Origin of the sequence: Rhizobium sp. IBUN (assembly GCF_000510625.1) — a bacterium.
Taxonomy (GTDB): Bacteria; Pseudomonadota; Alphaproteobacteria; order Rhizobiales; family Rhizobiaceae; genus Rhizobium; species Rhizobium altiplani.
The window spans coordinates 16,726-34,285 of sequence record NZ_AZNV01000030.1; the positions used below are offsets into that span (position 1 = coordinate 16,726).

The following is a 17,560-nucleotide window of genomic DNA, read 5'->3' on the forward strand; positions in this document are numbered from 1 at the left end:
AGGCGCCGTCGTGCTTCGTGACAAGGCAAGCCCATGCTCTGAAGTCGCCATCTCCAAGGTTGGACCCCTTCGGGGACCGCCTCACAGCGACGCCTTTAACGAATCGACGCCGCGCCAGAGGGATCTGCCATTGCAAGCAATGGCCTCCAGGCAGGCGATGCGACACCAAAGTTCAATGGCGTCCAGCCGTTGACGCGCGCAGATTTCGATCCCGATCAGAGTTTTCTTCAAAGGGGCCCAACATGGATAATATTGAAAAACAGGGGGGCGTCGCAGAAGATGCCCCAAAAGCTGGCAGCTTGAATATGAAGCTAGAACTTGTGGTCATCCCCGTGGCTGATGCGGATAGGTCAAAGGCCTTCTACACGCGTCTTGGATGGAGGCTGGATATCGATTTTAACGGCGACGACTACCGGGTCATTCAGTTCACGCCGGGAGGTTCCGATGCATCGGTCATGTTTGGCAAGAACATCACTGCCGCATCTCCGGGCACCGGGCAAGGACTGCACGTTGTGGTCACCGACATCGAGGCCGCTCGAAAGGACCTCCGAAGTCGAGGGATCGAGGTCAGCGAGGTGTTTCACGACAAAAATGGCATCTTCCACCATTCCAACGGTCGAGGCATCGCCAAAGGCCCCAATCCGGATCGCAAGAGCTATGCCTCCTACTTTTCGTTCACAGACCCTGACGGCAACGGCTGGACCGTCCAGGAGATCACCGCTCGCCTGCCGGGGCATCGCGGCGATCACAGCTTCACGCCGCAGTTGACCGCGGCTGTCTGGGGTTCCGAGCCCTGATCGTCGAGGTGGTATTCCACCGAAGAACGGTGGACAGGCGCTTTTGACGACGACGCCTCAGACGCTACGGGATCGCATCTGGGGCCGGTGGTGAACATCCGTGATGTCAAGCCGGGCGCGTCATCCGCTGCGTTCTGCGAGTGCTCGAAGGACGGCCTTTTCGAGGGCGTCCTCGAAGAAAGGTTTGAAAAGACAATCGGATGCGCCCTTTGCAAGGAGCCTTGACCGCAGGTTCTCGTCATGGTTCGCAGTTATAAAGACGACGGGGACCGGGCTGTTGCGACGTAGGAGCTCGCACTGCAGATCCGGCCCAGACATTCCCGTCATAACGACGTCGAGAAGCAGGCAGCTCGTCGTCGCAAGGGCGCCCGAAGCGAGAAACTCCTCAGCCGACGCAAAGGCGATGCTGTCGAGGCCAAATGATTGAATGAGCGCGGGCAGGGACTCGCGAACCGACACATCATCGTCAACCACCGAAACCAATGGACGAACGCTTTCCATGGCCAACTCCGTTACGGCCACCACATGGGTATATCTGTCAACCGGTCGGAACCACCGCCTGAACACGATTGAATCTAGGAGTTGTTCAACCTCCAGTACATTGTACCAAGGTATCGGTCCGCTGGCCCATCATTCCTGCCTCCGATCGCGCAGGCGACCCACCCGCCCGCAATCATCGTGGCTGGCGTGGTATCGGCCTTTGATTTGTGCAAATCGGCGCCGCCGGGAACAAGGCTTCAATCTTTGTTCCCATGGAAGCATCTCCCGAAATGGGACCTCGGGCTATCGTGCCAAGGTGTCTCCGATACTATCGGATGATGGCCTGGCGCGAAGGATAAACCTTTGCCGTGGTCCTCAATGTATGACTACCTGATCGCCGAGCCGGAGGCGCGCAAACATGTTGACAAGCTCGGGCAGAGAACGAGCATTCATTTTGCGCATCAACTGACCGCGATGCGCCTTTACGGTTATTTCGCTGATCCCAAGTTCGAAAGCCACCTGCTTGTTCAGGAGGCCGTGGACGACGAAGAACATGACCTCGCGCTCCCGGGGGCTCAGCATTTGATAGCAGGATCGAAGGGCGGCCAGCTCGCTATCTTCGCGCGTGAGTGCTGCACTGCGTTCCATGGCACTTTTTATGGCCTGCAATAGCGCAGCGGTGTCGATTGGCTTGGTCAGGAATTCGAATGCTCCGGCCTTCATTGCGCGCACAGTGGTCGGCACGTCGCCGAAGCCGGTTACGAAGATGATCGGTATCCTCCGTCCATCCTTGGTCAAAAGGCTCTGAAGGTCGAGACCATTCAAGCCCGGCATGTTGACATCAAGTACCAGGCAGCTCGGCCCAGCGGGTCGCGCATGTGAAAGGAAGTCCTTCGCGGAGGCGAAAAGCAGCGGCTGCCATCCTGCGGATGCGATGAGAAGTTCCAGGGATTCCCGGACGGACACATCGTCATCGACGACAAACACAACGGATCTGTCCAGAGCCTGGGTCTGCGTCTTTGCCCGCTGATGTGCGACCGCGATGGTACTGTACATGGCTTTCTCCTTCTGGCTTCGCTCAGTCTCATCTGACAAGCAAATCAGGCAAGCCTTCGCTCAGAACCGTCAAAACGGTCGCCGAGACATTGACCGCCCTCGGCAAAGAGCAGTCGGCGCATCTCTTCGCCGCCTTGCTGTACTGAGCATGACCGGTAAAACCTGCCCATTGCGTGTGAGCCTGTGGGACGCCCGCGTTCCGACGCCGAGGTTCATGCGATTGGTTTGCTTCATCTCCAAGAACGAATCGAACATCAAATCCGTGCGATCGGATCAGATGGAGCGGCGGTTTCCGTATCGAAACATCCTCGTCAAGAAGGCAAACGACTGGCTCCTTCTTCATCGCCGCGTCCTCGCTTGACCGAGGCCCGTCGCCAGGATTTGTGGTGCCGAATTCGAGGGAAGCCGGAAGCCGAAGGTCGCTCCTGCCTTTTCGTTGGATGACGCGTACATTTGACCGTTGTGCCCTTCGACGATTGAGCGGCTGACCGACAGGCCGATGCCCATGCCGTCGCTCTTGGTCGTGTGGAATGCTGTGAAGAGCTGTTCGATATCAGTAGCGATACCCGAACCTGTGTCCCGGACCGCGAGCTCGACCAGCCCCTCTGTTGTGATCTCCGTTCGCAAAGCGATTTCCCGAGGCTGGTGCGCGAGCTCACCGATTGCGTCGATCGCGTTGCGGAGCAGGTTCATGATAACCTGCTGAAGCTGGACCCGGTCCCCATCTACCGCCGGCAGTTGATCTGAAAGGTCCAACCGCAGTGCGATCCTTTTCCTTTGCAGGTCGCTCCCGATCAAGCCTACAACCTCGCGTGCGGCATCATTGAGGTCTAGCGGTTCGAGCGTTGCAGGCTGCTTCCTGAACAGTGCCCGGACCTTCCCGACCACTTCGGATGCGCGCTGTCCATCCCTGATGGTCCGACGTGCCGCTTCCAGAGCGCCCTCGACGTTCGGTGGTGTCGCGGCGAGCATTCGAAGAGACGTGCTGGCGTTCGTGATGATCCCCGAAAGCGGCTGGTTCACTTCGTGGGCTATCGAGGCCGTCATCATTCCGAGGCTCATCACCCGTGTGATCTGCGAAAGTTCGGCCCTGAATCGGTCGCGTGCTTCTTCGGCAAGACGTCGCTCCGTGATGTCCTGGCCGGCGCCGATGCATTCCACATGGCCATCGGGATACTCGAGACTGCGCGCAACGACCCTTAGATGGCGGACGGACCCGTCACCCGAAATGATCCTGGCCTCATATTCGGGATTGTAAGCGCCGGCGCGAATTTCGTCGCGCCGGCGTGCGAGAACCTCTCTATCGTCAGGGTGAACCCGCGTCGCCACCGCTTCCATGGTGATGACGGCGTCCTTCTCGAAGCCGAAGATGCGGCTGAGTTCGTCGGAGAAAATGACCTCATCGGTTGCTAGCTGCCAGCAGAAGGTACCGGTGTGACTCATCCGCTCGCCTTCCGCCAGCAGCATTTCGCTGTGACGAAGCTTGTCCTCGGCCTTCTTCCTGTCGTCGATGTCGGTATTCGTTCCATACCATCGTGCCACCGACCCATCTTCGGCGAAGACCGGGTTGGACCGGATCAGGAACCACCTGTATTCGCCATCGCGACGGCGGATGCGGGCCTCTGCTTCACCGGGAACGCGCGCGTGCAGCACCTCTTCCCACGTCTTGAGAAGGCCGGCGACGTCGTCCGGGTGAACGGCTGCCCACCAGTGGTCGGCCTCATCTGCCGCGATCCCGGCAAACTCAAGCCAGGGTTCGTTCAGATATTCCACCTCTCCGCTCGGTGCTGCGGCCCAGGCCATGACGGGAATGGCGTCTACGATCTCCTGGAGTTTCTGCTCGTTGGCCGCCCTGGCGGCCTCGGCACGCCTCCGGTCATCGATATCCGTCAGGAACACATACCATGGCGCGGTCGAGGGGTCCGGGAAGGGAACGCCATGAACCTGGAACCATCGATAGTCCCCGGCACTAGCCTTTACGCGCACTTCCAGATCAAAATTCTGTTCGGCTGAGATTGCCTCGTTGAAGATCCTTATCGCTGTCGGCAGATCGTCGAGATGTATGATGTCAGCATGTTGCCAGTTTCGAAACTCTTCAAGACTAACGCCGCAGTATCGGGTGAGCTGTGCGTTCACGGCTTCGACCACTCCCTCCCTGGAAAGGATCGCGACCATACCCGGCATGCTGTCGACAAGACGACGAGCAGTGCGTTCGCTTTGGCGGAGCGCTTCCTCCGTCTGCTCACGTTCGGCGATTTCGTTCTTCAGGGCCACGTTGGCAGTGGCGAGCTCCATCGTCCGCTCGGCGATTCGCTCCTCAAGCATTGCTGTCAATTTTACCTGACCGACATGACGCGCCGCCTCGTTGACCGCGAGTGCGGCTTGATTGGCGCCGACGTTGAGTACAAGGCGCTCCTCTTGCGACAGAAGCCTGCCATGGCACCCCGCGACCAGAACGCCGGCAGCACCTCCCAATCCCACCTGCGCATGCGCAATGACCATCAGCCCTTGCCCGAGCGACAGGTTGGCGGAAGCCGGCCAGGCCGAAAGAGGTCCAAGTGCGGAATCGAGGGACGCGCCAACCTCCTGAGCGTTGATATCGACATCGGAAGTCGGCTGTCTGGCCAGTTCCACGAGTGCTGGATCATCAGGCAGCATCAGCCGAAGATAGAGCAGGTCGACATCCAGCATCGCCTGAAGGGCGTCGAGGAGGATATTGCCGATCTGAAAAAGATCGCCACCCGACCACATCGCCGGCAAGGCAACGAGCGTGATCAGGTCGCTCATGCATCGGCGACGCCAATCATCACGTGGTGCGGCACTCTTCGCGAGATCAACCATGGTTCTCACCGCGGTCGCGAGCCTCGCTCCTCCTCGCACGCCGCTCCCGCAATTCTTCCAGGAACTGCGCCGGGGCGACATAGAATGGATTCTCCTGGAGGACGCCGCCGACGACAACCATCGGATGCGTGCGGAGAACATCGACGACAGTTTCGCCGCCAAACTTTGCAAGATCATAAATGCAAATGACAACGTCGTCGTGCTGGCTCCAGACGTCGTTCACGCGCGCTTCGAAGGATATCAGATCCGCAATGTCGGATCGTCCGTCGCCGGCCCAGTCCATCTGGCATATGATCCGGCTTAGAGGATAGCCGTTGTCCGAGTGACCGCTCGCCAGCTTCTCGAAGACCGCAAGCATCCTGTCGGAATCGAAGCGACCATTGCTGAGGTAGACATCGGCATTCGTTCGAATGTCGAGCTGACCGACGGCCTCGGCTTCTTCGGTGTCGATCCCTTCACAGCGGAGCCTGTCGAGGTGTGCGGGCCGCTGGTCGGGATTGACCAGATGAACGGCCTTATGCCCGCATTCGAACCCATCGACGATGAACGGTATAAGCACCTTGTAGGCCTCATCCTCGCTGTTGAAGAAGGCGCAGACATGGCGGCTGTGGCCCAATTCCGAGCCGGCGAAGCGAATTGCATGAGCATGCGGTGCCATTTGCGATCACAGTTCTGGTTCCTGTCTCGCGCCTGGGCTCCGGATCTTTCGACGCTGCCCGCCGTGGAATATTGCCAGCGACTGCCGATCCCGCAACAAGGATGCGCCGATCATGAAATAGCGTCTATTGTACGATGGTGTTGGCTGCCGGGGCCCTTTTTGCAACGAGAGCGATGTTTCAGGTCAATGCAAAGGTAGTGGCGACGCCCAGTACAATAGAGGAAGCTCCTCCTTTTGGCCATCCTGTCGACAACAGCCGGTGACAATGAAGCGGGCATCTCAATTTTTGATGTTATTCGCTGACACGTACAATCAGCTTCCCGAAATTCTTGCCCTGCAGCAGGCCGATGAAGGCTTCGGGGGCATTCTCCAGGCCATCGACGATGTCCTCGCGGAATTTCAGGCGGCCGTCGGCCAGCCATACCGACGCCTGGCTCAGAAAATCGGACCGCTGGTCGGCGAATTCGCGCTGAATGAAGCCACGCACCGTCAGGCTCTTGCGAAGCACGGCTCGCATGAAGCCGGGGAGGCGATCGACGCCTTCTGCCGGTTCGTTGTTATAGTGCGCAATCAGGCCACAGACGGGTATGCGTGCGAAATCATTGAGAAGCGGAAAGACCGCTTCGGCAACGGGGCCGCCGACATTCTCGAAATAGACGTCAATCCCATCGGGGCAGGCTAACGCGAGTTGGGCGTTGAAATCCTTGGCGCGGTGATCGATCGCAACGTCGAATCCTAGTTCGTCGCGGACAAATGCGCATTTCTCCGGGCCGCCGGCAATGCCGACAGCCCTTGCACCTTCAATTTTCGCAATCTGGCCGACGACCGATCCGACGGCGCCGCTTGCTGCGGCGACAACAACGGTCTCACCGGGCTTTGGCCTGCCGATATTGCGAAGTCCGGCATAGGCGGTGAAGCCTGGCATGCCGAGCACGCCGAGCGCCGCGGTCAGGGGTGCCTGCGTGGCGTCAAGCCTCCTCAGCCCGTCGCCGCTCGATGTTGCGTAGGTCTGCCAGCCCGAATGGGACAGGACGATGTCGCCGGGCGCAAAATTGCTGTTGCGGCTGCGGATGACGCGGGCAACCGTTCCGCCTTCCATGACCCCGCCGATAGCAACGGGCGGAGCATAGGATTTCGCGTCATCCATGCGTCCGCGCATATACGGATCGAGTGATAGATAAAGAACCCGCAGAAGGACCTCACCTTCTGCGGCCGTCGGCAGGGGGCCGCGCTCAGTTCGGAAGTTCTCAGGCGACGGCAGCCCTTTGGGCCTTGATGCCAGCGTTACCCTTACATTTTCCAAGGCTTCGGGCATCTGATTCACTCCATAATCAAGATCGTTGCGGGAATATTATCGATTGCTGCAGGACGTCCGCGAACATGGAATCTGGGAAGCTTGGCTTTCCCGCTCCCTCCTATTGAAGGTGTGCTGGAGGAATCTTACGATTAGCTGCAAAACGTCAACAGGAAACCAATGATGTCGCCTCTGGGCTTCGAGGCGTACACTGCCGCACTCCCATACCACCACGTTGACTTCAGAAGGTGCTAAAGGACATGATGGAGCATTTCTGAAAACGTGCTATTGATTTTTGTTAAGTGTGAAATGCAGTCATGATTTTGGGAGGAGTCATGGTAGATATATTCTCGAAACGGGACGGTCCACGCCCCGAGGACGTTCAAATCAGGCAGGTCATCGAACAAAACAGAGGCCTGATTACCAAGCTCGCTGACCATCTCAGCAACGGACGATACTCGAATTCCAAGAAGCCGCGAGCGACCCCTCAAGCCGAGGGTCTCATAATCCACATCGGTGGGAGCCCGGCTGCGGCGCCCGAACCAGAAGCCCGCATCAGAGTAACGCCCAACGACCGGATAATCGCCGTCGACGTGCATTCGGGACGGCAACTCCTGCACTTCGGGGACATTCGGGCGACTGGGAACGCGACTGCGTTCAAGCTGGCCACCGCCGACAACAGCTACGTGGCTCCGCTCGATGACGATATCGTAGGAGTGCTTGCCGATATGGACGGAGTTACTCTCGGCGCCGCCTATAGCGCTGCCGATCTCGCCGCCGACATCGGCCGTCGCCTCGATATCGCTCCTGAAGCGTGACACGCTCGCGCCCGCCTAGTTTTATCCAGCGCATCGTATCGTTACTGGGACGCGAGACCTAGATGACTCAAAACACGAATGGCGTAACTGACTTTTCTATTCCCCGCTCACCGGATGCGGGATCGAGCGCAGTCGCATTGCGCTCGGACTACGATGAGACAACTGTGACCCGAGCCTGGGAGTGCGTGCTTGAGGGAAGCCGACACTCCTCGGTTTCAACGCTCCCAATACGTTCGACGATCCACGACTCCTGGCATCGCTGCGCCGATGGCGGAATCAACGCGCAACAAGACCATGCGCCAATCGAAACTGATCGCGAGGTCGTTGAGGCGAGGTCGCGTGGCAGTTGGGAATTGCTCGAAGCCGCCGCCCGTCCTTTTGCAACGATTGGTCGGATGCTCGATGGCACGGGGGCAATGCTCGTGTTGGCTGACAAGGACGGCGTCCTGATAGATGTCATCGGTGACAAAAGAACTGTTTTCGACGGAAAGGACATACATCTCGGTATCGGCGGCAAGTGGACCGAGGATGTGGTTGGGACAAACGGGATCGGGACTGCCCTCTGGACTGGCGAACCTGTTTTTGTTCACGCCGCCGAGCATTTCTGTGCCGGGATCAAAAGGTGGACTTGCGCAGGATCTCCAATACGGGATCCATTCGACGGCAAGGTGATAGGGGTGGTGGACCTGTCCGGACATCCCGATATCTTTCGGCCCCACAATATCGCGCTGGTCACGGCCGCAGCTCGGGAAATTGAGCGAGCAATTGCAGATTCCCAGACAGCAGAGCGAATGATGTTGTTGGAGGCGTTCCTTGCGTCTGCAAACAACTACCGTGCCAGTGACGGCTTGCTGATCGTCGATCGTCAGGGCAGGGCGATCTTCCATAACAATGTGACCCTCCCGGAGGGGCGCCGCCTCGGAAATGGGTTGCGACCGAGCAGCATGAGCTGTTGGTCGCCGGAGCTTACGGGATCCGGCTTCCTTGATACTCTCGCGACAAGTCTTCCGGAAACGATGCGGGATTGCAATGTCTGCCCCCTAGAGCTCGATGGCGATATCCGCGGTGCCGCATTGGTATTTCAGAAGAATTCGAGGGGGCGGACCGTATCGATCAGTCGTCGTCCATCTGAACGAGCACGCGATGAGAGCTCCATTATCGTTGGCCAAAGCGAGGCAATCCGGGCCGCGGTAGACATTGCCTGTCGTGCTGCGGAAACGGATGATGTCACGTCACTGCTAATCGAAGGCGAGACCGGTGTCGGAAAGGAGCTGTTCGCCCGCCTGATCCACGCTGGCAGCGGGAAGCAGACAGACTCTCCGTTCATAGCCCTGAACTGCGGAGCAGTGACGAAGGAGCTTTTCGGTAGCGAGCTATTCGGTCATGTACCCGGAGCGTTCACAGGAGCTTCGCGCGACGGGAAGGCGGGTGTGTTCGAGCTCGCGAGCGGCGGCGTTCTAAGCCTCGACGAAATCGGCGAGATGCCGCTGGACATACAACCGTTCCTGCTTCGCGTGCTTGAGGAGCGCGTCGTCCACCGTCTCGGCGAGAGCCGCGCGCGGCCCGTCTCCGTCAGGCTCGTGGCCTCGACCAATCGCGATCTAAAGGAAGAAGTCTCGGCCGGACGCTTCCGTCGGGACCTGTTCTACAGAGTGAGTGCGGTGACAATCCACGTGCCGCCGTTACGCGAACGTGGCGATGATTCCCTCCTGCTTCTCGAACATTTCAATCGGAAGCTGGCGGAGCGAAGAGACATCTGTCCTCTTGAGTTTACCAATGAGGCTCTGGATGCGCTGCAGGCCTATCGTTGGCCGGGCAATGTCCGCGAGTTGCGCAACCTCGTCGAACACCTGCACCTTCTAGCAAGGGATCGAGTGATTGGCCTCGGCCATCTCCCAGCCGAAATCGCGGAGGTGCCAGCTTTGATCGGTTCCGTGGCAGGAGAAGGCTCGGTCCTGAGCTTCGCGGAGGCTGAGCGCCAGGCGGTTCTCAAGGCACTGGCGGCGGAGCAGGGGAACCTTAGCAAAGTGGCCACCCGGCTCGGGATTTCGCGGCCAACGCTTTACCGAAAGTTAGAGCAGTTCGGAATCAAGCGCAGCTATGCCTGACGTATGAGACATTCAGACTGCTCACGTCCTCAGGCCATTCTGGAGAATCTGGACGCGAGATTCCTCGCGCCCAGAGACATTGACGAAACGATCAAACGAGATCGAAGCGGTCAGCGTTCATAACCTTCGTCCAGGCGGCGACGAAATCCTTCACAAACTTCGCCTTGCCATCGGACTGGCCGTAAACTTCCGCTATGGCACGAAGTTGCGAGTGTGAGCCAAATATGAGGTCTACGCGAGTGCCAGTCCACTTGACCGCGCCGGTTTTGCGGTCTGTGCCTTGGTAGATGCCCTTCTTGCCCGGCACTGGAGCCCATACGATGGCCATGTTTAGAAGATTGACGAAGAAGTCGTTCGTCAGTGCTCCCGCCCTCTCCGTGAACACCCCATGCTCGGGATTGCCGACCTTCAGCACGCGAAGACCGCCGATCAGTACTGTCATCTCGGGTGCGGTAAGCGTCAGAAGTTGAGCTCGGTCCACGAGCGCTTCTTCGGGCTGCATGAATTGACGCTTGTTGTCGTTGACGTAGTTTCGGAACGCATCAGCCCGCGGCTCCAGCGGTGCGAAGGAATGTGCGTCTGTCTGTTCCTGCGAGGCATCCGTGCGACCCGGTGTGAACGGGACGACGACGCTTTGACCGCCAGCTGTCGCGGCCTTCTCAATTCCGACGCCACCTGCGAGGACAATGAGGTCGGCAAGCGAAATTCTCTTTGCCGATCGAGCGGCATTGAACTCATCCTTGATTGCCTCAAGTGCGCCGAGGACCTTGGAGAGTTGCTCGGGTTGATTGACCTGCCAGTATTTTTGTGGCGCGAGACGGATGCGCGCTCCATTGGCGCCGCCCCGCTTGTCCGAACCGCGGAACGTCGACGCGGATGCCCAAGCAGTGCCAACCAGTTCTTCGACAGACAGAGAAGTCGCGGCGATCTTGTCCTTCAGAGCCATGATGTCGGCGTCGTTGACAAGTTCGTGGTCGACAGCCGGGACAACATCCTGCCAGATCAAGTCCTCGGCGGGCACTTCTGGTCCGAGATAGCGCGCCTTTGGTCCCATGTCGCGATGGGTCAGCTTGAACCAGGCGCGAGCAAATGCGTCGGCGAATTCCTTCGGATTTTCGAGGAAGCGTCGAGAAATCTTTTCATAAATCGGGTCAAACCGCAGTGCCAAGTCGCTAGTGAGCATGCTTGGCAGTTGCCTCTTAGACGAGTCGAACGCGTCCGGTATGGAGGCGTCGGTGGTCTTTGCCACCCACTGTTTCGCGCCGCCCGGGCTGGTGCTCAGCTCCCATTCGAACCCGAATAGGTTTTCGAAGAAGTAGTTGCTCCACTTGGTCGGTGTCTGGGTCCACGTGACCTCGAGACCGCTTCCGATGGCGTCCTTGCCCATCCCGGTCTTGAACTTGCTCGACCAGCCCAAGCCCTGTGCCTCAAGCTCATCCCCTTCGGGATCAACGCCCACGAACGACGGATCACCGGCTCCATGGGTCTTGCCGAACGTGTGGCCACCAGCGATCAGTGCCACCGTTTCCTCGTCATTCATCGCCATCCGAGCGAATGTCTCGCGAATGTCTCGCGCCGAAGCGAGCGGATCCGGATTGCCGTTTGGACCTTCTGGATTGACGTAAATGAGACCCATCTGGACCGCGCCGAGCGGTTCATCAAGCTCGCGTTCCCCACTATAACGCTCGTCGCCAAGCCAGGTGCCCTCAGGACCCCAGTACAGTTCCTCCGGTTCCCATACGTCAGCTCTGCCGCCTGCGAAGCCAAAGGTTTTGAAGCCCATGGATTCGAGTGCAACGTTGCCTGTCAGGATCAGGAGATCGGCCCAGGAGATCTGGTTGCCGTATTTCTGCTTGATCGGCCAGAGCAGGCGCCGAGCCTTGTCGAGATTGACGTTGTCTGGCCAACTGTTGAGCGGGGCGAACCGCTGCTGCCCCATGCCCGCACCGCCGCGGCCATCGGTAACACGATAGGTGCCTGCGCTGTGCCAGGCCATGCGAATGAACAGGCCGCCATAGTGGCCGAAATCTGCGGGCCACCAGTCCTGCGAATCCGTCATCAGCGCGGACAGGTCTTTTTTCAGCGCGGCGAGATCGAGCTTCTTGAATTCCTCGGAGTAGTTGAACTCGCCCCCCATGGGGTCCGAGAGACCTGAATGATGGTGGAGAACTTGAACGTCCAACTGGTTGGGCCACCAATCGCGATTGGATCGAGCCCGGGGCGTGTTGCCGTGCGCGAGCGGACATTTACCTGCAGTCTCGGATTTGTGGTCCATTTCTCTTCCCTTGTCGTTTGAGATGGCTACTGTTCAGCACTCGTAGCGGTGAGGTGAAAAAAATGGCGCACGGGCTGACCTTCCTGCTGGAGTGCCAGCGGTCGCCCGAACGCCATCAAACTTGAGTTGCTCTATGCCCGTCCCAGTCTTTCGGCACCGCCACCCAACGCAGGACCAGCGGTGGGATCGATCTCGTCCTCCTCGAGGTCGCCGATAAGAGTTTCGGTCGTGAGAATGAGCTTGGCGACAGACGCCGCGTTTCGAATTGCCGTGTACGTGACGCGTACCGGATCGATGATGCCCGCCTCGATCATGTTCTGGTAGTCGCCTGTGGATGCATTGTAGCCGTGACCGCTGTTCACGCGTGTTACCTCTTCGACAACCGCTGCCGGATCAGCCCCCGCGTTGATCGCGATACGGGAGAGGGGCCGAGTGAGGACGGATTTGACGAGACGCACGCCTTCCGAGACATCACCCTTTGTTTTTTCCAACAGGTCGTCCAGAGCGGGGGCTGCTTGCGCCAGCGCCGATCCGCCGCCGGCGACCACACCTTCCTCCACAGCAGCGCGGACGGCGTGCAGCGAATCCTCGATAAGCTGTATCGTACGCTTTTGCTCCACGGGAGTGACACCGCCGGCGTAGATGACTGCGGTGCCGCCGGAGAGTTTGGCAAGTCGTTCGCGCAGCTTGTCTTGCTCAATGTTCGGTGGTGCCACATCATACTGGCGCTGGACCTGCGCTTTGCGAGCTTCGATTGCGGCGGGATCGCCTCCGCCTCGAACGACGGTAGTGTGGGTCGAACTGGTCCTGACGCGTTCTGCAGAACCAAGATCGCCGATGGTCACGTTCTCAAGCTTGCCGCCAAGATCACGTGCAATCACTCGACCGCCCGTCAGGATTGCCAGATCCTCCAGAAGAGCTTTGCGCCAATGCCCGTATTCGGGCGCGTGAACTACCAGATACTTCCCTGGCTTCTCCTGGCCCAACAATGCGACGACGGCCTCTGGAGACATATCTTCGCCAAGGATCAGAAGGGGTCGCCCAGCCTCGTTGGCGATGCGACGCGCGGCATCGAGCGATGAAGGATCCTTGATCTTGAGATCCGTCATCAAAATGAGAGGGCGCTCAAGGACAGCCTCCATTTTCTCCTGATCCGTAACCATGTGATGGGAGAGATATCCGCGATCGAACGACATCCCTTCGACAACATCCAGCGTTGTTTCAGTCGTGACGCTGAAATCCGTAGTGATGACGCCCTCGGTTCCAACACGCTCGTACGCCTCCGCCACGAGTGCGCCGAGTTTCGGATCGGTAGCGGCGATGTTTGCCACCGCCGAAAGGACGCCGTTTGCCTTGGCGGGCTTGGCCTTGTCCTTTAGGGCCACCACGATCCTCTCGACGGCAAGATCAATGCCCTTGCAGAGATCGACGGACTTGGCACCGCGCTCGTTTGCTGCGATGCCCTCCTGGACCAGGGCGTTGGCCAGCACGATCGCTGTCGTAGTGCCATCCCCAGCGATCTCGTTCGTTTGCATGGAGACTTCGCGAACCACCTGCGCGCCCATGTTTTCGAACCGATCGGAGAGTTCAATCTCCGACGCAATGCTGACACCGTCGCGCGTGACCATTGGCGTGCCGATCGGTCGGTCGATCATAGCGTTCATGCCGCGTGGGCCAAGTGTGGGCTCCACTGCGGCGGCGAGCCGATTGACACCGCGGGCCAGTGCGCGCCGCGCCGCTGAGTTGTGTAGCATCATCTTAGACATAGTTCCTCCTCTACCGCCGCGGCGGTTCCTCACTTCGGTGACTTCAGTCTTCTTGACTTTAGTTGCTGGTCGTATGCGGCTGCCCGCATCGAGCGGGCACGCGCCCGACGATGAAGTCGACCAGCGTCGGTTCACCGTCAATAACTTCCATTTCCTTGTAGCGGGTCGTCTTCAACCCGCGACAGATAGCTCCGTTGAATTCCATATTGATGCGGACACTGCGCAGATTGGCCAGGTGAGAGGGGAGATCCTGCTCCTCGATTACTGCTCCGTCCAAGTTCGTGATTGCGAGATCATGGGGTGAAAGCGCAGGCCAGCGCGCCAGCAATGCCTCGCGGTAACGCAGGATTGGCCCTGCCAGGTCTCCGGCATTCGATGCCCGCGCGTCCAGGTTTGCCAAGGTTGCGTTGACGATAGCGCTGTCGGTCGCGTCGGTTCCACGAAGAAACAGGATCACAGCTTCCTGTCGACGCTGGAAAGCCTTCCGGCGGAACTTCTCGCGCAGCGGCTCGAGATCAGTATTCTCCGCAAGGGAGCCGAATATCTCCGCAAAGCTCTTGCCGGAGGCGACACCCTGGTTCACCTCGTCGGCGAACATATGGTCGTGCAGGGCTATCCTGAAGTGCGGCGACCAGGACAGTGCTTCGAGCGCCACCCGTATGTCCTCAAGCATCAGGAAAGCGAAGTTCGGAGAGCACCAGTATGTCGGCAGTCTGAAATCGACTTCGACATCACCGTTGTATGCGATCTCGGCCCGTTCGATGAAACCCATTTCGGTGACGGGTTCGTCCAGCTCCGGGTCGTTAACCTGTGCCAGGTGTCGCCAGAGTTCCCCCTGGCGACTTTCTCTCATTTGGGAGGCTGTCATCGTACTACTCCGCGGCAACGCTGAACGGAGTCGCTGCCAGTGCCTTCTTCTTGGCGGCGATGTCGATATTGTAGAGACGTGCTGCGTTCAGGCCGAGGATCTTTTCCTTGATCTCCGGTGTGAGGTCGACGCCACGCTCCTGCTTGATGTCTTCCGGTAGTTCGAATGCCCAGAACTTCTCAACGAGCCAGCGTGGCGTCCAGATGGCGTAGTCGGAACCAAAGAGGATCTTCTCCGGGCCGACCCAGAACAGCAGCTCCGAAATAACCTCGGCAAAATACCGCGGGCGGGAGTGGATGAAGGGCAGGGCGACGGCGAGGCCACCGTAGACGTTCGTTTCCTGCACTGCGATCCAGCAGAAGTCGTCGAGGCGTGGCAGACCGCAGTGTTCGACGATCCAGTTCAGCCCCTGGAAGTCGGTTGCCGCGTAGTCGACGTCGTGTACGTCGAAGGAGTCCTTGTTCAGCGGGATAATGGTCGGACCCTTGTGAACGTGGATGTTCTTGATACCCAGCTTCTCGCAGAGTTCGAAACAGCGATACGCGTCGGGATCGTTGAGTCTCCAGCCCTTGGAGGCACCGTTCCATTCAGCCGTGTACATCTTCACGCCTTGAATGTTGTAGGTTTCCTTCATGAAGTGGATATATTCGAGTGCCTTCTCACCGTCGCGGGGGTCGAAGGATCCGTTCACGATGAAGCGTTCGGGATAGCGCTTGGCGACTTCGATGTTGCGCTCGATCGTGTTGAAGCCGTTCTTGTAGAAGTCCTTCAGGTACGTGGACTGGATGATTGCGACATCGTCCGGCCCGTCGATGAAAAGGTCATTATAGAAATTGTCGGCGCTGTACTTCTCGAACTTGCTCTTCTCCCAAAGCAGTTCCTTGGGGCTGAGTGCCGTGTGATATCCATAGAAACATTCGATAAACTGCTTGCCATGGATGTTTCTCTGATTTTCCGGGCTACCGTCCCAAAAGTGGGTGTGGCCATCGACGACGAATATCTCTTTGCCTTCGGGTGTGACGAACATTTTGCTCTCCTCCAAAAAATCTTTGTGCTCAAGGTGGCGCGCCTAGATTGGCGCGCTACCCCGAAATCTGTCCGGCCTCAGATGTAGTCGAAGACCTCATCCATGTTGCCGAACAGGATCACCTCGTTGTCATCGATGCGAACCATGCGGCCGTAGTGGGTGGAGGTATTCACCTCGAAGATCTCGGCCGTCATCTCGCGCCCGAGGTATTCGCTGATCTCGTCCATTTTGAAGATCAGCTTCCCGTTGCCGTCGATCCGGATCATCGCGGGCTGATAGGTAACGATCACCCCTGGCTTCTTGCTCATGAACTCGGCGATAGCTCGCGCCTCGACTGAGTCATTCATGGTGACACCACACTGGTGGGAGATCGTCTGCTCGAAGGTGATATCCTTCATCAACTTGAAGATGTTGTCGTGCGACGTATCGCGTGCAACGCTTGACATATGTGAGCCTCCTTGGCCTAGCGCTTGAGATCGAGTTCGCTGAGAATGGTACCGATGCGTTCCTGTGACTTGGCCTGGACGTCGGCGAACGATATCGGCTTGGAGTGGGGCATCGACCAGATTGGCTGCAGCCCCGTCGCCGCCTTGTCAGCGAGCGCTGCGTGCTTCGAAATCCAGGACTGGAAGGCCTTCCTGTTGGCGTCGCCATGGATGTTGTCGTTGGCGAGCAGGTAGACAAGGTCGATGGTGTTCGCGAGATTTCGCTCGTAGTCGGCCTCGGCGGCCGAAACGACTGGCGGCGTGATGAAGTCGTGGTTGGCTGCCGCGGCCTGCATCAGGAAACCGGACCTGAAGAGTTCGGCGACCAGAGGCTCGAACACGAGGTTGATCGCGAAATACTGCTCGAGATAGTCCTCGGTGCCCATGATGGTCTCTACCGCCTGGCGGGTCGGCTGCCAGATCGGGTCTTCAAGCCAGGTCTTCTTGCCGAGCTCGTCATCCCAGCCCTGAATGTCCATGCCAATTTCGGCAAGGTAGAGCGTTATGTCCTGGGCTAGGCGGAGTTTGTACGACGAGTTGGTCAGCGTCGCATTGTTGATCATCTGGGTGTAGCCGTACCGCTGGGCCTGCATCAGGGACGTGCCCAGGCCGAACTCTACATGCTTCCAGGCGCCAAGATGGGCCTGCAGGATCTTGACCCAGGCCTTGTCGAAAGTCGCTGGCGCGCCAGCCCGCCGAGCGTTCGTGATGACGCTCTGCACCATCGTCTCGATCTTCGACTGGCGCTGGTAGTGCGTCCTCTCCCATTCCTGGTCCGGTGCGCGGAACGCGTGCCAGTTGGAGCTCTTGATGACGGTGTTGTCCTTGACGTAGGCGCCTTTGCCGTTCGCGAAGGAAATGATCCAGTTCTGGATCAGGTATCGCTCCGGATCCGGTTGGACGTCGACGGTGACATCCTCATAATGGGTCGCGCGTTGACCCTTGGGTTCGAAGTAGCGGTATCTGCGGCTGTCGGAATCCGCGAATATTGCGGCTCCTGCTGCTCCTGATCCGACTGAACTCGAAATTGCAGGCATAGTTTTCACTCCCTTGTTTCGATGGATGGTGCTGTCCGGTCTTCGTCCAG

At 58.7% G+C, this 17,560-nt stretch carries 14 protein-coding genes and 1 pseudogene; 4 read left to right on the forward strand and 11 right to left on the reverse strand.

Annotated elements, in window-relative coordinates:
• Positions 1-305 precede the first annotated feature (305 nt).
• Positions 306-797 (forward strand): VOC family protein, encoded by a 492-nt coding sequence (locus RHIBUN_RS0123340; protein ID WP_037217439.1) that lies wholly within the window; start codon positions 306-308, stop codon positions 795-797.
• A 120-nt stretch (positions 798-917) separates the two neighbouring features.
• Here RHIBUN_RS0123340 and RHIBUN_RS0123345 read toward each other — a convergent pair whose 3' ends face one another.
• From RHIBUN_RS0123345 to RHIBUN_RS0123370, 5 genes are all read right to left on the reverse strand, one after another.
• Positions 918-1,298, reverse strand: a complete 381-nt coding sequence (locus RHIBUN_RS0123345; RefSeq protein ID WP_025661399.1) for a response regulator — start codon at positions 1,296-1,298, stop codon at positions 918-920.
• A gap of 354 nt (positions 1,299-1,652) precedes the next feature.
• The gene (locus tag RHIBUN_RS0123350) at positions 1,653-2,333 is read right to left on the reverse strand and encodes a response regulator (RefSeq protein ID WP_025661400.1); all 681 of its coding nucleotides are present in this window, start codon (positions 2,331-2,333) and stop codon (positions 1,653-1,655) included.
• Positions 2,334-2,672: 339 nt separating this feature from the next.
• Positions 2,673-5,120, reverse strand: a complete 2,448-nt coding sequence (locus RHIBUN_RS33780; protein WP_198021169.1) for a PAS domain-containing protein — start codon at positions 5,118-5,120, stop codon at positions 2,673-2,675.
• A 46-nt stretch (positions 5,121-5,166) separates the two neighbouring features.
• On the reverse strand, positions 5,167-5,832 hold the full coding sequence (locus RHIBUN_RS0123365; protein ID WP_025661402.1) for an MEDS domain-containing protein: 666 nt from the start codon (positions 5,830-5,832) through the stop codon (positions 5,167-5,169).
• A 292-nt stretch (positions 5,833-6,124) separates the two neighbouring features.
• Positions 6,125-7,147, reverse strand: a complete 1,023-nt coding sequence (locus tag RHIBUN_RS0123370) for an NADP-dependent oxidoreductase (RefSeq protein ID WP_025661403.1) — start codon at positions 7,145-7,147, stop codon at positions 6,125-6,127.
• Positions 7,148-7,461: 314 nt separating this feature from the next.
• Between RHIBUN_RS0123370 and RHIBUN_RS0123375 the strand changes: the two genes are divergently transcribed.
• From RHIBUN_RS0123375 to RHIBUN_RS37450, 3 genes and pseudogenes are all read left to right on the forward strand, one after another.
• A complete protein-coding gene (locus RHIBUN_RS0123375; protein WP_025661404.1) occupies positions 7,462-7,944 on the forward strand; it encodes a hypothetical protein in 483 nt (160 codons plus the stop codon).
• A 416-nt stretch (positions 7,945-8,360) separates the two neighbouring features.
• Positions 8,361-8,651, forward strand: a pseudogene (locus RHIBUN_RS37445) (GAF domain-containing protein); the annotation flags it as partial.
• A 237-nt stretch (positions 8,652-8,888) separates the two neighbouring features.
• The gene (locus tag RHIBUN_RS37450) at positions 8,889-10,052 is read left to right on the forward strand and encodes a sigma-54 dependent transcriptional regulator (RefSeq protein ID WP_245271711.1); all 1,164 of its coding nucleotides are present in this window, start codon (positions 8,889-8,891) and stop codon (positions 10,050-10,052) included.
• A gap of 91 nt (positions 10,053-10,143) precedes the next feature.
• On the opposite strand, the gene katG is transcribed toward RHIBUN_RS37450, so the two are convergent.
• From katG to RHIBUN_RS0123410, 6 genes are all read right to left on the reverse strand, one after another.
• On the reverse strand, positions 10,144-12,327 hold the full coding sequence (gene katG, locus RHIBUN_RS0123385) for a catalase/peroxidase HPI (protein WP_025661406.1): 2,184 nt from the start codon (positions 12,325-12,327) through the stop codon (positions 10,144-10,146).
• A gap of 131 nt (positions 12,328-12,458) precedes the next feature.
• Positions 12,459-14,093 (reverse strand): molecular chaperone GroEL, encoded by a 1,635-nt coding sequence (locus RHIBUN_RS0123390; protein WP_025661407.1) that lies wholly within the window; start codon positions 14,091-14,093, stop codon positions 12,459-12,461.
• 58 nt (positions 14,094-14,151) lie between these two features.
• Positions 14,152-14,961 (reverse strand): iron-sulfur cluster assembly protein, encoded by an 810-nt coding sequence (locus RHIBUN_RS0123395; RefSeq protein ID WP_198021170.1) that lies wholly within the window; start codon positions 14,959-14,961, stop codon positions 14,152-14,154.
• Positions 14,962-14,965: 4 nt separating this feature from the next.
• Positions 14,966-15,988 (reverse strand): amidohydrolase family protein, encoded by a 1,023-nt coding sequence (locus tag RHIBUN_RS0123400; RefSeq protein WP_025661409.1) that lies wholly within the window; start codon positions 15,986-15,988, stop codon positions 14,966-14,968.
• 77 nt (positions 15,989-16,065) lie between these two features.
• The gene (locus RHIBUN_RS0123405) at positions 16,066-16,434 is read right to left on the reverse strand and encodes an MmoB/DmpM family protein (RefSeq protein WP_025661410.1); all 369 of its coding nucleotides are present in this window, start codon (positions 16,432-16,434) and stop codon (positions 16,066-16,068) included.
• A 17-nt stretch (positions 16,435-16,451) separates the two neighbouring features.
• Positions 16,452-17,510 (reverse strand): aromatic/alkene monooxygenase hydroxylase subunit beta, encoded by a 1,059-nt coding sequence (locus RHIBUN_RS0123410; RefSeq protein ID WP_025661411.1) that lies wholly within the window; start codon positions 17,508-17,510, stop codon positions 16,452-16,454.
• Positions 17,511-17,560: the final 50 nt, after the last annotated feature.